The sequence below is a fragment of the Lactobacillus juensis genome (assembly GCF_036246285.1).
Lineage (GTDB): Bacteria > Bacillota > Bacilli > Lactobacillales > Lactobacillaceae > Lactobacillus > Lactobacillus juensis.
Genome location: NZ_BTTS01000001.1, coordinates 282,295 through 296,403, shown reverse-complemented (window position 1 = coordinate 296,403; position 14,109 = coordinate 282,295). Strand labels below are relative to the sequence as shown.

16 protein-coding genes and 1 pseudogene are annotated in these 14,109 nt (G+C 35.0%); 5 read left to right on the top strand and 12 right to left on the bottom strand.

All coding sequences use genetic code 11. From position 1 onward, the window contains the following. Positions 1-221 precede the first annotated feature (221 nt). The 6 genes from recO to rpsU all read right to left on the bottom strand — a co-directional run bounded on the left by recO (position 222) and on the right by rpsU (position 4,152). Complete coding sequence (recO, locus tag AAA926_RS01460; protein ID WP_198179181.1) at positions 222-977, bottom strand: DNA repair protein RecO; 756 nt, start codon at positions 975-977, stop codon at positions 222-224. Continuing rightward, positions 977-1,885 (bottom strand): GTPase Era, encoded by a 909-nt coding sequence (era, locus tag AAA926_RS01455; protein WP_198179179.1) that lies wholly within the window; start codon positions 1,883-1,885, stop codon positions 977-979. Before era ends, recO begins: the two co-directional genes overlap by 1 nt. Before the next feature lie 6 nt (positions 1,886-1,891). Continuing rightward, on the bottom strand, positions 1,892-2,413 hold the full coding sequence (gene ybeY / locus AAA926_RS01450; protein ID WP_198179177.1) for an rRNA maturation RNase YbeY: 522 nt from the start codon (positions 2,411-2,413) through the stop codon (positions 1,892-1,894). Between the two features lie 5 nt (positions 2,414-2,418). Next, positions 2,419-3,369, bottom strand: coding sequence for a PhoH family protein (locus tag AAA926_RS01445; protein ID WP_198179175.1), 951 nt, complete (start codon positions 3,367-3,369; stop codon positions 2,419-2,421). A 24-nt stretch (positions 3,370-3,393) separates the two neighbouring features. Beyond that, a complete protein-coding gene (locus AAA926_RS01440) occupies positions 3,394-3,837 on the bottom strand; it encodes a GatB/YqeY domain-containing protein (protein WP_338206469.1) in 444 nt (147 codons plus the stop codon). Between the two features lie 138 nt (positions 3,838-3,975). Beyond that, on the bottom strand, positions 3,976-4,152 hold the full coding sequence (rpsU, locus tag AAA926_RS01435; RefSeq protein WP_009560161.1) for a 30S ribosomal protein S21: 177 nt from the start codon (positions 4,150-4,152) through the stop codon (positions 3,976-3,978). A gap of 176 nt (positions 4,153-4,328) precedes the next feature. Between rpsU and AAA926_RS01430 the strand changes: the two genes are divergently transcribed. The 3 genes from AAA926_RS01430 (at position 4,329) to AAA926_RS01420 (ending at position 6,779) form a co-directional block, all read left to right on the top strand. Beyond that, positions 4,329-5,156, top strand: a complete 828-nt coding sequence (locus AAA926_RS01430) for a pyruvate, water dikinase regulatory protein (RefSeq protein ID WP_265892581.1) — start codon at positions 4,329-4,331, stop codon at positions 5,154-5,156. A 62-nt stretch (positions 5,157-5,218) separates the two neighbouring features. Beyond that, a complete protein-coding gene (gene msrA / locus AAA926_RS01425; protein ID WP_265892580.1) occupies positions 5,219-5,761 on the top strand; it encodes a peptide-methionine (S)-S-oxide reductase MsrA in 543 nt (180 codons plus the stop codon). A gap of 139 nt (positions 5,762-5,900) precedes the next feature. Further along, positions 5,901-6,779 carry a YitT family protein gene (locus tag AAA926_RS01420; RefSeq protein ID WP_198179172.1) on the top strand — a complete coding sequence of 293 codons (879 nt, stop codon included), beginning with the start codon at positions 5,901-5,903 and terminating at the stop codon, positions 6,777-6,779. Between the two features lie 55 nt (positions 6,780-6,834). On the opposite strand, the gene msrB is transcribed toward AAA926_RS01420, so the two are convergent. Continuing rightward, complete coding sequence (gene msrB, locus AAA926_RS01415; protein ID WP_265892579.1) at positions 6,835-7,266, bottom strand: peptide-methionine (R)-S-oxide reductase MsrB; 432 nt, start codon at positions 7,264-7,266, stop codon at positions 6,835-6,837. Between the two features lie 153 nt (positions 7,267-7,419). On the opposite strand from msrB, the gene AAA926_RS01410 reads away from it, so the two are divergent. Both AAA926_RS01410 and tpx read left to right on the top strand, forming a co-directional pair. Further along, entirely contained in the window at positions 7,420-8,604 is a 1,185-nt protein-coding gene (locus AAA926_RS01410; RefSeq protein ID WP_198179170.1) for a pyridoxal phosphate-dependent aminotransferase, read from the top strand. A gap of 89 nt (positions 8,605-8,693) precedes the next feature. Further along, positions 8,694-9,188, top strand: coding sequence for a thiol peroxidase (gene tpx, locus AAA926_RS01405; RefSeq protein WP_338206466.1), 495 nt, complete (start codon positions 8,694-8,696; stop codon positions 9,186-9,188). 49 nt (positions 9,189-9,237) lie between these two features. Here the strand turns inward: tpx and AAA926_RS01400 are convergent, their stop codons facing one another. The 5 genes and pseudogenes from AAA926_RS01400 to AAA926_RS01380 all read right to left on the bottom strand — a co-directional run bounded on the left by AAA926_RS01400 (position 9,238) and on the right by AAA926_RS01380 (position 14,105). Further along, positions 9,238-9,738, bottom strand: a complete 501-nt coding sequence (locus AAA926_RS01400) for an NUDIX hydrolase (RefSeq protein ID WP_338211700.1) — start codon at positions 9,736-9,738, stop codon at positions 9,238-9,240. A gap of 96 nt (positions 9,739-9,834) precedes the next feature. After that, the gene (gene xylB / locus AAA926_RS01395) at positions 9,835-11,325 is read right to left on the bottom strand and encodes a xylulokinase (RefSeq protein WP_338206464.1); all 1,491 of its coding nucleotides are present in this window, start codon (positions 11,323-11,325) and stop codon (positions 9,835-9,837) included. Further along, entirely contained in the window at positions 11,325-12,050 is a 726-nt protein-coding gene (locus AAA926_RS01390; RefSeq protein ID WP_034979740.1) for a D-lyxose/D-mannose family sugar isomerase, read from the bottom strand. The genes xylB and AAA926_RS01390 overlap by 1 nt, the downstream gene beginning before the upstream one ends. Further along, positions 12,028-13,017, bottom strand: a complete 990-nt coding sequence (locus AAA926_RS01385; RefSeq protein WP_338211699.1) for an aldose 1-epimerase family protein — start codon at positions 13,015-13,017, stop codon at positions 12,028-12,030. The genes AAA926_RS01390 and AAA926_RS01385 overlap by 23 nt, the downstream gene beginning before the upstream one ends. Next, positions 13,018-14,105, bottom strand: a pseudogene (locus tag AAA926_RS01380) (PTS fructose transporter subunit IIC). Positions 14,106-14,109 lie beyond the last annotated feature (4 nt).

Below are 14,109 nucleotides of genomic sequence, written 5' to 3'. Positions count from 1 at the left end.
AGACCATAAAAAAAGCCTATGCAAAACATGCATAGGGACGAGATTTAGTCGCGGTTCCACCCTAATTCAGGAAATAGTTCCTGCTCTTAATTAATTTAGCTAGAGGTGCCTTTTCCCAGGTGCTCTTTCACCTTCAACACTCGCTTAACTGGTACTTTTTTATCCTCATTATAGCTAATACATATTATTATTTTATCATAAAAAGTATTCAATCAGAAGAGCTAGTCAGTTAATTTCAGCTCATCCAAAAACTTTTTAGTTTTGAGATTGAGATCAATCGTTTCCTGATAAATACGATCAATAGCTCTGCGCGTAGCTTTTTTGGTAATAGAATTAATTTTAATATCACCTAATCTGTTAAAGGGGAGTAAAAAAATAGTTCTCAAAACAGCTGTTTCTTTTGGTTTCAAATGTAAACGAGCTGGATCAGCATAAAAATGCTTACTGCATAAAATACCGCCTTTTCTGATTGAATAATCAAACTCTCCCTGCTTTTCTCCACAGATCACACAGCTTCTCAGTTCTGGCTCTACTCCGTAAGCTGCTAACAATTGCATTTGTACTATCTGAGTTATCATTTCAGGATCAGTACCAGAGTTAATTTTTTGCAAAGCAAAATTTGCTAGATCGTAATACCTGCCTAAATTTTGATATTCAATAAATGCGTGATCTATCAGGTCAAGAATAAAAGAAGCGTAAGCATTTTTAATTAAATCGTCATATAATCCATCAAATTGTTTTACATTTTTGTATGTCCTTAAAGTACTCAAGCCATGGCCAGAAGAATAAATGACATAAGTTCCATAAGAGAAATTAAGCAATGATGCACCTAATTTAGACTTTGCTTTTAGTGCACCACGAGCAAGCAATGTGATTATGCCATTTTTTTCAGTCATAATTTTAGCCAGCAAATCAGCCTCATGATACTTTTGTCTTTTAAAAATTATGCCATTAACTTCCTCGAGTTCACGAACCATTAGGCTAGATCCTTTGGATTATAACCTATTCTTCTTAAAAATTGCGGGTCAGAACGCCAATTGTGCTGTACTTTTACCCAAAGATGCAAATTAACTTTTTCACCTAATAAATCTTCTATTTGGAGTCTGGAATTGATACCAATTTGCTTGAGCATCTTACCGCCTTTGCCAATAATTATGCCTTTTTGCCCATTTTTTTCAACATAAATTGTTGCTTCAATCTGCAATTTATTGTTTTCATGCTTATTCATTTGTTCCACCCAAACAGCGGTAGCATGGGGCACCTCTTCAGCTGTAAGCTTTAAAATTTGTTCACGAATTAATTCTGCAACCATAAAGTATTCTGGTCGATCCGTAATTTGATCAGTGCCATAATACTTGGGCCCTTCAGGCAAATACTGGTGTAAAACCTGAAATAAATCACTAATTCCAATTCCCTGAGTTGCCGAAACTGGTAAAAACTCCCTAAAAATGTTTAGCTTACGATATTGATCAATTATTGGTAAAAGCTCGTTGGGATTAACTGTATCTACCTTATTAATTAGAAGTAAAACTGGAACCGTCGCTTTTTGCAATAACTCTGCTATGTAAGCATCACCCTTGCCCATTTTTTCTGGTTCAACCATAAACAAAATGAGATCAACATCGTTCAAGCTAGACAAGCTGGCTTTATCCATGTAATCATCTAAATCTAGGTGCGGCTTAAATATACCGGGAGTATCAATAAAAATCGCCTGCATATCACCAGTTGTTAAAATTCCAGAGATTTTATTACGGGTAGTTTGCGGTTTGCTAGAAGTAATGGCTACCTTTTGACCCACTAAATAATTCATGAGCGTAGACTTACCAACATTCGGTCTTCCTAGCAGAGCAACAAAGCCTGACTTAATTTTCTTCTCTTCTACCATTATTTACTATTTACCTCTGCCTTCATCTAACTGATCGGGATACAAGGGCAATCCATATTTTTCTAATACCTTTCCTTGTATTTTAAACATGGTTTTTGCTTCGCCTGGTTCAATATGATCATACCCGCTAAGATGCAAAAAGCCATGGACTAGAGTATAACCAAATTCACGGTCCCAACCGGTACCATATTCCTTACTGTGTCGCATAATAACGCTGGGACACATAAATAAGTCACCAATATCTTCAATGAATTCAGGATTATCAAATGTGCTAAAATCAATTTGATCTTCCCCATCTTCAATAGCAAAAGAAATTACATCAGTTGGCCTATCTTTACCGCGATATTTTTTATTAATTTCATTACTGCGTTTTTCATTAATAAAGTTAATACTCATTTCCAAGTCGTTCTTTTTATTTATTTCCTTTTTAGCAAGCAAAAGGAGATTGGTAATCCACTTTTGCCAATCACGTTTTTCATTGTCAAGAAAACCAACTTCATCATTAAAAGTAATGTCTATTGAATCCATTAAATCTATTTTTCTTCCTTTTCGTAGGCATTAATAATTTTAGCAACAACTGGGTGGCGAACAACATCATTAGCTGAAAACCAAATAAATTTAATTTGTTCAATTTTCTTCAAAATACGTTCAGCATCTATTAAACCACTGCGTTGTTTACCGGGAAGATCAACCTGCGTCATATCACCATTAACGATCATTTTCGAATTAAAGCCAAGCCTGGTTAAAAACATTTTCATCTGCGCGTCAGTAGTATTTTGTGCTTCATCAAGGATAACAAACGCATCATCCAATGTACGTCCACGCATGTACGCCAATGGAGCGACCTCAATAACACCGCGTTCCATTAAATGATCGGTAGTATTGTTGCCTAAAATTGCATAAAGCGAATCATAAATGGGCCTTAAGTAAGGATCAACTTTTTCTTTGAGATCACCAGGTAAAAATCCCAGTGACTCTCCAGCTTCAACTGCAGGCCTAGTCAAAATAATCCTGGATACTTCGCCCTTTTTAAAAGCAGCAACAGCACAAACAACGGCAATAAATGTCTTACCGGTACCAGCAGGACCGATCCCAAATACAACATCATTTTTTTCAATGGCTTCGACATATTTTTTCTGCCCCATATTTTTGACTCTAATCGGCTTGCCTTTAGCATCCCGAATCAAAATCTTTTTATATAGATCAGGAAAATATTCTGTTGTTCCTTTATCTGCCATTTTCATCGCACTAACAACGTCAGCTGGACCAATGTTAATATTAGCATTAACAACGTTGTCTAAAGCTTTCAGGACAGCTGAAACTTTTTGGATGTCATTGTCATTACCTTGAATAGCTATACTATTGCCAGTATCAACTACACTAGCATTATAACCGGTAGATAAAAGGCTTAAATTGTTATCGTTAATACCAACTAATTTCTGGATATTCTCAGGATTTTTAGGAATAAAATTGGTTTGGGCCAAATAACTCTGCTCCTTTTCTTATGCCTAATTCAGTTGTTTGCGCACGACTGCAGAAGCTTCTTTGCCATCAGCTTTACCTTTGATTTTAGGCATTAATACTTTCATTACTTTTCCAAAATCTGACTTACCTTGAGCATTCACTTCTGCAATTGCTGAAGAAACAGCTTGATCGAGCTCTTCAGGGGTCATTTGCTTAGGCAAATAGCTTTCAACAATTGTTAGTTCCTGTTTAGTTTCATCTGCCAGGTCTTTACGATCAGCCTTGGTAAATTCTGCAATTGATTCTTCACGCTGCTTTTTTTCTCGGCTAAGGACCGTCAGTTCTTCTTCGGCGGTTAAATCGTGACCAGCTTTAATTTTTTCATTCATCAATGCGGATTTTATCATGCGCACGGTGTTCAGTCTAACTTTGTCACGAGCTTTCATCGCTTCTTTCATATCTGACATTATTTGCTCAGATAAACTCAAATGAATTCCCTCTTTCTTCACAAAATCTAGCTAAATTATAACAAATTTACACCCTAGTTTAAATTAAATAAAACATTAAACTTTAATTATTGTTAATAAAAAACGACTTCTATCAGCTTGATAAAAGTCGCTTTTAAATTAATAATGTCTGCGTTTCCGAGCAGCTTCGGATTTCAGCTTCCTACGAACGCTAGGTTTTTCATAAAACTCGCGCTTGCGGTATTCCTGTAAAGTACCACTTCTAGAAACGGAACGTTTAAAACGACGAAGAGCATCATCAATAGACTCGTTTTCGTGAACGACTGTCTTGGCCATATGTGATCCCTCCTTCCATTTCTTGACGTTACCGTCATACATTTAACTAAATTATATCAAACATCACCGGTGGGTCAATACAAACGAACAATATTTTTCAAATTTTTCACAGGAAAAACTTAATCTGTTAATGATTTTGGTTAAATTGTATAATTAAAGAAAAAAAGGAGTAAATAATGGCTGAAGAAACACCAAAAAAAGAAGTTAACATAATAATAATTTCAGATTCTGCTGGTGATACTGCTTTTAACAATGCTGTTGCCGCAGCCGCCCAGTTTCCTGATGCGCAGATTAATTATAGGAGATATCCATTCATTATTAATAAAGAGAAATTAGAAGATACTTTTGCAGAAATAATACAATATCCAAATTTACTGCTTATTTATAGCTTGGTAAAAGATGAAATGCAGATTCCGGTTATTCGTTTTGTTAGAGAACATCATATTCAAAGTGTGGATATTTTATCACCAGCAATCGAATCGATTCAAAAATTGACTGGTCTTAAGCCGCAACAAAGAATTGGTGCCCAACATAAAATGAATCAAAAATATTTTGATCGCATTTCAGCCATGGAATTTGCAGTTATGTATGACGATGGTAAAGACCCTAAGGGCTTTTTAGAAGCCGATGTGGTACTTTTAGGAGTTTCAAGAACATCCAAAACCCCCTTGTCGCTTTTTTTAGCAAACAAAAATTTAAAAGTAGCTAATTTACCTTTGGTACCTGATACCCATATTCCTAAAGAAATTTATCAAATTGATCCTAAAAAAATTATTGGTTTGACAAATGACCTCTCTGTCTTAAATGAAATCAGACGTGAAAGAATGATTTCTTATGGTCTAAATCCCGATACCTCTTACTCTAATATCGATGCCATAAAAAAAGAATTGGATTCAGCCCAAAAGCTTTATGATCAACTCGGTTGTTTTGTAATAAACGTTGCTCACCGCTCGATCGAAGAGACTGCAGCAATTATTATGAATCATTTAGGTGTTCAAAGCTAAAAGCAAATGAGGCATCTAATTATGGTATTTATGTTTAAATAAAAATTAAAGAGGTGTAATAAATGAGTAAAAATGAACAAATGGCTAATTTAGATACTGCAATATTTGCAGGAGGTTGCTTTTGGTGCATGGTTAAACCGTTTGATTCCCTACCTGGAATTAAAAAAGTAATTTCGGGTTATACCGGTGGACATGTGCCCAACCCAACCTATGAACAAGTATGTACAGGAACGACAGGACATACTGAGGCTGTCGAAATCACTTATGATCCCGAGGTTATGCCTTATGAAAACTTGCTTGACTATTATTGGCAAGTAACTGATCCAACAGATGCTTCAGGACAATTTCAAGATCGCGGTGATAACTATCGTCCCGTAATTTTTTACAATTCTCCTGCTCAAAAAGAAGCTGCGGAAAAGTCAAAAACAGCTCTCCAAAATAGTGGCAGGTTTGATGAGCCAATAGTTACAAAAATTGAACCAGCCAAGCCATTTTATCCTGCTGAAGATTATCATCAGGATTTTTACAAAAAAAATCCCCTACGTTATAGTCTTGAAGAATCTGGTGGTAGAGAAGATTTCATCAAAAAACATTGGCAAAATTAGTCGAAGATAGATTAAAAACTCTTTAAATTTCACGGAAATGTGTTAGTATACTTAAGAAAAATACTAGTTTTTATTTTTATATAGAAACTAGTATTTATTATTTTTAATTAGCAATTTTTCGCAAAGGAATAATTAAATAATGGATCAGCTTGACGCATTCAATCGACGGTATAACCTACTCTCTAAAATTTCTGCCTCATTTTTCTATTCGCTAGCCGTAGCTGTAGCTCTAAACTTCTTTTGGACTCCAGGACACATGTATTCCTCAGGAATAACCGGTTTTGCCCAATTAATTAATACCATGAGTGAGCGCTTTTTACCCGTTACTCTATCAACTTCGGCTTTGTATTTCGTATTGAACTTGCCTCTGCTTTTGCTTGCCTGGATAAAGATTGGACATAAATTTACGTTTTTTACCATCATTACGGTCATACTGGGATCAATTATGATGCGGGTAGTTCAACCACTAAACATGCATCTGGATCCACTTGTCTGTGCAATTTTTGGTGGTATGATCAATGGCCTGGGAACAGGTTTTGCACTTAAGAACGGTATATCTACAGGTGGACTTGACATCATAGGCATTGTCATTCAAAGAAAAACAGGGACGAGTTACGGTAAAATCAGTATTTTAATAAATTTGATAATTATAGCTGCTGCTGGATTTGCTTTTGGATGGACACGTGCATTATACTCTGCTCTGACAATTTTTATCAACGGCCGCGTAATAGATGCTGTTTATACTCAACACCAAAAGCTGCAGGTGACTATTGTTACTGAACAACCTCATGCTATTATTGATGGCATTCAGGAAAAAATGCACCGCGGCATTACGATTTTCCATGATGTTGAAGGGGCTTACAGTCATAATGAGAAAAAAGTACTGATCACTGTGATTGACCGCTATGATATGTATGACATATTACATATTGTTAAAAAAAGCGACCCCTACGCTTTTATGAGTGTAACAGAAGTAGAACGGGTTTACGGCAGTTTTAAGGAACAAGAAATAGTTTAATAGGGACTCAAAAAGAGCATGACTAAGAGCCATGTTCTTTTTTACATAATTTTTATTATTTAAAGAGCTTTTTATATTCTCCATAACCTTTTTGCTCTAATTGCTCATAAGGGATGAACTCTAAAGCCGAAGAATTAATGCAATATCTAAGTCCCCCTTTATCTGATGGCCCATCATCAAAAACGTGTCCTAAATGAGAGTCACCTTCAGGACTTTTGACTTCTGTTCTCTCCATATTATGAGACTGATCACGGTGGTAGACTAATTTTTTAATAGGTCGTGTAAAACTTGGCCAGCCACACCCTGCATCATATTTGTCTTCACTCGAAAATAATGGTTCACCTGATACAATATCAACATAAATTCCTTTTTGATAGAAATCATCGTATTTGCCTTTGAATGGATAATCAGTTGCAGCTTGCTGAGTCACTTGGTACTGATCCGGAGTTAACTGCTTCAATCTCTTATTTTTCTCATTTTGATCCATAAATCACACACTCCTTACTTGATATATTCAATATAACAAAAATAAATAGCATGGACTAACTATAAACTCACTAAAATAATACTTTTTCTTAATTTTATTTATGGTCAGGCTGGGTTATAATATGGTTTCAAGAAAAATAGGAAGGATCTTATTATGCCACATTTAGCAAAAAACTTATCTGCAAAAATAAATTCTAGAATTAGAAACTTGCCTAATTCTGAAATCAGATCTTTTAGTCAAAAAATTTCTCAAATTCCCGGGATAATAAAATTAACAATTGGTGAGCCTGATTTAAATACTCCTGAGCATATAAAACGAGCGGCAATTGATGATATTAATAGTAACGACTCCCATTATGCTCCAGAAGCTGGTAAGGAAAAATACTTAAGCTCCGTCAGCAAATATTTAAAAAAGAGTTTGGGTGTAAGCTATGATCCTAAAAGTGAAATTTGTGCTATTGTAGGTGTCTCAGAGGGACTAAATATTGCCGCCATGGCTTTGCTAAATCCGGGAGAGAAAATCATTGTTCCTACTCCGGTTTGGGAAGTTTATTTTGGTATTATAAAAATGGCTGGTGGTATACCTGTACAAGTTGATACTTCTGCGGATAATTTTCTTTTGACAGCCAAAAAACTGACTGAAACACTTGAAAATGAAGGTAAAGGAGCAAAAGCTGTTATCATTACTGACCCCTCTAACCCAACAGGTCGAGTATACTCAAAGCAAAACTTACAAGAGTTAGCAGAGGTTATCACTAAATATGATATATTTGCTGTAAGTGATGAAATTTATGCGGAATTAATTTACGGTGAAAAAAAGCATTACTCTCTGACACAGATTATTCCGGAAAGAACTGTTTTGTTATCAGGGTTATCAAAAAGCGTTGCAATGACAGGTTGGAGAATTGGTTATATCGCGGGGCCTGCCGAGCTAATGAAATCAATGATCAAAATACATTCATTTTTGATTTCTTCTGTAACTGATAATGTTCAGATTGCGGCATCAGAGGCATTAGAACACGGTGATCAAGACTATATTGAAGCCAGGGAAAAATACCAAAAGCGTTTGTATCTTCTTCAAGATGGTCTAAAGAAGAATGGCTATACTATGGCTACACCAGAAGGAGCTTTTTATATTTTTGCTAAAATACCAACTAAATTCGGCTGTGACGATGTCGCCTTTGCCAAAGATTTAGCTGAAAAAGCCAAAGTTGGAGTAACCCCTGGCAGTTTTTTTGGTGCAGGTGGTCATGGGTATGTTCGCTTTTCATATGCATCTTCTGAAGAGAAGCTCAAAGAGGCTATCAAGCGCATAACTGATTATACTAATAATAACTAAAAAGCTAATTTCTTGGGATTTTCAACTCTAGTAGTTTAAAATTTAAAGAGTAGTCGTTTATATTTTTAACAAGAGAAAGGGTTAAGATTATGCAAGTAACAATGAAAAATGAACCTCTGTCAACAAATGGTGAGCCACCAAAAGTGGGCGAACAATTACCAAGTTTCAAGGTAAAACAGGCAGACGGTTCTGTTGTTTCAATGGAAGAATTAGTGGACAAGCCTACTTTAATCAGTGTGGTACCTAATATTAATACCAGTGTCTGCAGTATTTCTACTAAAAAGTTTAGTGGTGAAGTTGATAAGTTTAACGGTATCAATTTCTATACTATTTCTACCAATACTCCAGACGAGCAAAAAAACTGGTGTGCAGCAGAAGGCGTTTCTAAAATGAAACTTTTGTCAGATGATTCTTTTGATTTTGGTAAAAGTATGGGTTTATTTATTGAAGCTAATAAATTAGATTCCAGAAGCGTTTGGATCGTTGATGCAGATAAAAAAGTTTTGTATCAAGAACTTATTCAGGAACTAACTAACGAGCCTAATTATGATAAGGCTTTAGATTTTTTACAAAATTTAAAATAATCTAGTTAAAAGCGGTTAAGGATGTTATTTCCTTAACCGCTTTTTTTCTTTAAAAAACAGGTTTATCAAGTACAGTCCACTTATCAAATGTTTGATCTGCTAAATCAAATTTGTCTGGGTTTAATAAAAATTCCTTGGCTTTAACTACTAAAGGCGAAGAGTTTGCAATACTTATTTTTGCTAATGGTATCGTGACTGCTCCTAATGAGTCTTGACCGGTAAATTGTTTAACTTCTCCTTGAACCTTGCCAACTGCTTTCTTTATTTCATAAAAAACACAAATATGTTGATTCAAATGCCATTGTTTGTAATCCCATGGGTATTTAAATGAAGTAACACCAATTTGCCTGTAATCATGAACTATTAGACCTGTTTCTTCATTTACTTCACGCATAACTGCACGGTTTAATGATTCCCCGTCTTCTAAACTACCTCCTGGTAAGTCGTAGCGATTTATATAAAGTCCACCCTCTTTTTTGATTACAACTAGATTTTGTTGATCACCAATAATGCCATAACAGCCAAAAGCTCGATGAAACCTGTCAGTCATATGATTTCCTCCTAATATCAAAATGAGAATGGATTATAATTTTCTCACTATTTATTATTAAAAGCAAGCAATTTTAAATTATTCAGTAATAGGCTTTTAAAGCTCTGCTGCTGCTCTCGCTAAAGGTGCCGTGGATGAATATATTTTTTGATAAAGATTATAATATTTATTATAAAGTACAGAATTATGTTGATCGGGTACAATGATATCATTATATCTCACAAATAAATTAATACAGCTTTCCCAATTTTTAAACCATTGGCATCCCATTGCTGCAATCATAGCGGCTCCAATTCCAGGTCCTTGTTCATTTTTTAATGAAATAATTTTTTTACCGAATACGTCAGCTTGCAGTTTCAGCCAAAATTTACTTTTTGCACCTCCACCAATACAAACGATTTTTTCAATAGTCTTATTATTTTGCTCGTAAATCGATATTAAATCTCGCAAACTGTATGTAATTCCTTCTATCACTGCTCGGCAAAAATCATTTTTCGTCAATATTTTACTAATTCCTGTGAAACTTCCGCGGATATAAGAATCCGAGTAAGGAGTCCTTTCACCATTAATATAAGGTGTAAAAAAAAGTTTATTTGCACCTAAATTTGAATTCTGAGCCATTAAAAGCAAGTCATTAAAAGATTTTTCGGGAAAGAAAGTATCCTTAAACCAGCTTAAGGATTCTCCTGCTGCTAATGTTACTCCCATAGAGTAAAAATGATCAGCAACCGCGTGATGTTCCATTTGCAACGTCCCCTCATATGGTGTGTGAGGATTTTGCTCATCAGCTAAAACAACTCCTGATGTACCAATACTACAAAGTAAATTTTGAGAATTTAAAATACCGGATCCAATTGCTGCAACGGCGTTATCTCCTCCCCCAGCAAAAATCTTTGCGTCTGTATTCAGACTAGTTTGCTCACAAACTTCTTTCAAGGGAAATCCAATAAAGTCTGTGGAATTTACGAGAGTGGGACAACAATACTTAGGAATATTAAAAAAATTCAAAATTTTATTACTCCAGCGGTTTTGTGCAATGTCTAAAATTATTGTTCCGGTAGCATCTGAATAATCCATATTTATTTTTCCGGTCATTTTATATCTAACATAGTCTTTAGGCATCATAAAGTATCTAATTTTTGCAAAATTATCAGGTTCATTTTTTTGCAACCATAACAATTTTGGTAACGTAAAACCTGCAGTAGCTTTGTTACCGGTAATATCTACTATTTCTTTTCCAAAATTTTTGTTTATGTAATCAGCCTCATTTGCTGTTCTGCTGTCGTTCCATAATATTGCTGGTCGGATTACTTGTTTATTTTTATCCAAAATTACCAAGCTGTGCATTTGACCAGAAAATGATATCCCGTCTATTTTAGCCAAGTCTTTTAGCTTACTCATAATTTTTTTAACAGCATCTAAAGTTGCATGAACCCAATCATTTGGATTTTGTTCGCTAAAACCTTCTGCCGGATTATAGACTGGATAATCTTCTATTTCTTGATCTACTATTCTTCCTAATTGATCTAGACAACTGACTTTTACGGCACTTGTGCCTAAATCAATTCCTAATACATATTTTTCCATCATTTATTCTCGTATGGTTTAAACTGAAAATTTAGTTTTTTTGACCAAATTGGATAGTCACCGAATAGCAATCGATAAGGAAGCTCATCCTCTTCTATTTCTGGGATCCGAGGAATTGGTTTATAAAAATGGTTATCTAAATTATCGTTATTGGTTTTTGAGACCTCCCAAGCCATAACTTTGCCAGTTCCTGCTTCAACATCCCACTTATGGTAAATTCCGGGTGTTGCAGTTAAACTTTCACCTGGTTCTAACTTGATGGTTGCACCAGCGGGAACCACTAGTTTTTCTCCATCTTTAACTATTTTAACTTCACTTTTATGATCAATTTCACCAGTTTTTGTCGAATTCCAGACTCTAATTAATAAATTTCCTCCACCACGATTAACAGTATCCTCTTCTTTTAGCTTATGAAAATGGTACGGCAGCTCTTGTCCTTCTTCTAAGAATAATATTTTTTCACAATAAGGTTTTGGGTAAATGTCAGTATGCTCATAATTGCCATTCCTAAACGTAAAAGCCACTAGGCCATATTTTGCAAAATTTTTACTGCCAAAATCGGTTACATCCCACCCCAACATATTATCAACAATTTCGCGATAACGTTCATTGAGTCCAGTCCAATCATTAATATTCCAACTTGCGAACTGAGGAAAATAAACTTGGTGCTTTTTTGCAAAATCAATATTTTTTTGAAGGATTTTATTTATTTGCGATCTTTTCATTTTTTACCTCACTAAAATCAAATTGTAGGTTAAATTCAATTCTTTCATCTGGTTTGATATATTTTAATTTATTATTTTTATTAGCTTGGCTAAAACCATTCACATCGTTTGTACCAGGCTCTAATCCTAAAACATAGTTTTTGTTTCTTTCCAAACGCCATTCATTCAAAATCGGGAGTGTTTTACTACTAAATTTAACTTTTAATGAAAGGTTTGTTCTTGGACTAATTAAACTATATTCAGATTTTTTTAAAGTATGAAAATATACCTGTTCAGGCTCACCTATATTAGGTTTCTTTAATTTAAACGGATAACTACCTTTTATTCTCTGATATTTACGGTTGAAACTTTCTTCTGGCTGGAAAAATATTTCAGTGTCGGGTGTTAAAAATGGATAACCAAAATTATTATGATACAAAAGCATATATGGTACAGTGTCGTCTCCGGCATTTACTAAAGTGTCATCTATACGTATACTTGTCTCATTAGTACTTACGGTGATTTTGCGGTGTAATATTAAGTGTGGCCCAAACATGACTGAATCAGCAATGTTACCTTCAACCTGAATTTTGTTTTTTAAAATTTCATAACTAAAATTATATGCAGGCGTATTGCTAACTGTACCGTGTAAACCGCGCCTACTATCAGAGCTTCCCATATATGCCAATCCACCTGTTGTTAAAAATCCAACATTGAAATTGCGCATAAATCCTTTATCTTCATCCTCATTAAAGTAAGTACTGTTTACAAGACCTGTTGCCGATAAAAACGATATGTTTTTTCCATTCAACTTTAATTCTACTATATCCATGCCTCTGTCTAATGCCACTGTAAGTGAAAAGCCACTGGCAGTGGCTATTTCAAAAGCCTTTAATCCAGTAGCTTTTCCCTCAAGAAATTGAATATATTTGACAGAGTTTAGTTGAGCCTTATTGCCAATATATATTTCTGAATTCTCGTTTTTCATTTACCCTATACTTATATCTCCTAAATCGACATCTTTTTCTTCTTTCTTTTCATTTTCTGCGCTAACAGGTCTTTTTAAAATGAAGAAAACTATACCGGTGACTAAACTACCTATGAGAAGAGCAATTAAAAATTGAACAGGTTTCGACATAGTAGGAACTGCAAATATTCCAGAAGCAGGAATTTTTGAATCTGCACCCCATAGCATTGAAGTCCGCCACCTATTGCTCCACCACAAGCAGTTGAAACTATTGATCTCCACAAATCGTTTAAAACAATAGGTAAACTCCCTTCGGTGATTTCACATATACCCATGGGAAAAGCTGTTTTTAGTGTGTCTACTTCCGTTTGTGTGTAAATCTTCTTATGAAATAGTTTTTCAAGGAAATATGCAAAAGTAAAACCAAATGGCGTTACCATAGAAGCCAAAATTAGAACAGTGATTGGCTCATTGACTCCTTCTGCCTGCATTGCTAATACAAAAGCAAAGACTGTCTTGTTAATGGCTCCACCATAATCGACTGATGCCAAAATGCCAATAATAGCACCATAAAGGAATTTTTGACTCGATGGTAATTGAGTTAGATATCTGGTAAGCATTTTTTGCCCTTCGGCAATTGGCGCGCCTAATATGTAAAACATGACGGCAGCTGACAAAATTGATGATAAAAATGGTATTATCAAAGTCGGCATTAGACCTTGTGCCCAATTAGGTACTTTTATTGTTTTTACAATTAAAATTGTAAACCAACCGGCAACATAGCCTCCGATTAAACCTCCCAGGAACCCAGCTTTAATCATATTTGAAATAAGACCAACTAAAAATCCTGGAGCTATTCCTGGCTTGTCAGCAATTGCAAAAGAAACTCCGGTTGAAACAACAACAGGAAGAAGTCCTAAAATTAAGCTCCCGGCTGTACTAAAAGCATCCCATATTCCAATAGTACCAGTAAAGTTGGTAATGTTTTTACCGCCAAAGATATTTCCAACTGCTAATAACAATCCTCCCGCAACAACAACGGGAATCAAATATGAGATTGCCGTCAAAGCCGGTTCTTTAATTTTGACTATAATCTTATTTTCAGCCATTTTT

Bases quoted from the DNA above. Each gene is read 5' to 3' on its own strand.
- recO (WP_198179181.1), bottom strand. From the start codon at position 977: ATGGTTCGTGAACTCGAGGAAGTTAATGGCATAATTTTTAAAAGACAA.
- era (WP_198179179.1), bottom strand. From the start codon at position 1,885: ATGGTAGAAGAGAAGAAAATTAAGTCAGGCTTTGTTGCTCTGCTAGGA.
- ybeY (WP_198179177.1), bottom strand. From the start codon at position 2,413: ATGGATTCAATAGACATTACTTTTAATGATGAAGTTGGTTTTCTTGAC.
- rpsU (WP_009560161.1), bottom strand. From the start codon at position 4,152: ATGGCCAAGACAGTCGTTCACGAAAACGAGTCTATTGATGATGCTCTT.
- AAA926_RS01430 (WP_265892581.1), top strand. From the start codon at position 4,329: ATGGCTGAAGAAACACCAAAAAAAGAAGTTAACATAATAATAATTTCA.
- msrA (WP_265892580.1), top strand. From the start codon at position 5,219: ATGAGTAAAAATGAACAAATGGCTAATTTAGATACTGCAATATTTGCA.
- AAA926_RS01420 (WP_198179172.1), top strand. From the start codon at position 5,901: ATGGATCAGCTTGACGCATTCAATCGACGGTATAACCTACTCTCTAAA.
- msrB (WP_265892579.1), bottom strand. From the start codon at position 7,266: ATGGATCAAAATGAGAAAAATAAGAGATTGAAGCAGTTAACTCCGGAT.
- AAA926_RS01410 (WP_198179170.1), top strand. From the start codon at position 7,420: ATGCCACATTTAGCAAAAAACTTATCTGCAAAAATAAATTCTAGAATT.
- tpx (WP_338206466.1), top strand. From the start codon at position 8,694: ATGCAAGTAACAATGAAAAATGAACCTCTGTCAACAAATGGTGAGCCA.
- AAA926_RS01400 (WP_338211700.1), bottom strand. From the start codon at position 9,738: ATGACTGACAGGTTTCATCGAGCTTTTGGCTGTTATGGCATTATTGGT.
- xylB (WP_338206464.1), bottom strand. From the start codon at position 11,325: ATGGAAAAATATGTATTAGGAATTGATTTAGGCACAAGTGCCGTAAAA.
- AAA926_RS01390 (WP_034979740.1), bottom strand. From the start codon at position 12,050: ATGAAAAGATCGCAAATAAATAAAATCCTTCAAAAAAATATTGATTTT.
- AAA926_RS01385 (WP_338211699.1), bottom strand. From the start codon at position 13,017: ATGAAAAACGAGAATTCAGAAATATATATTGGCAATAAGGCTCAACTA.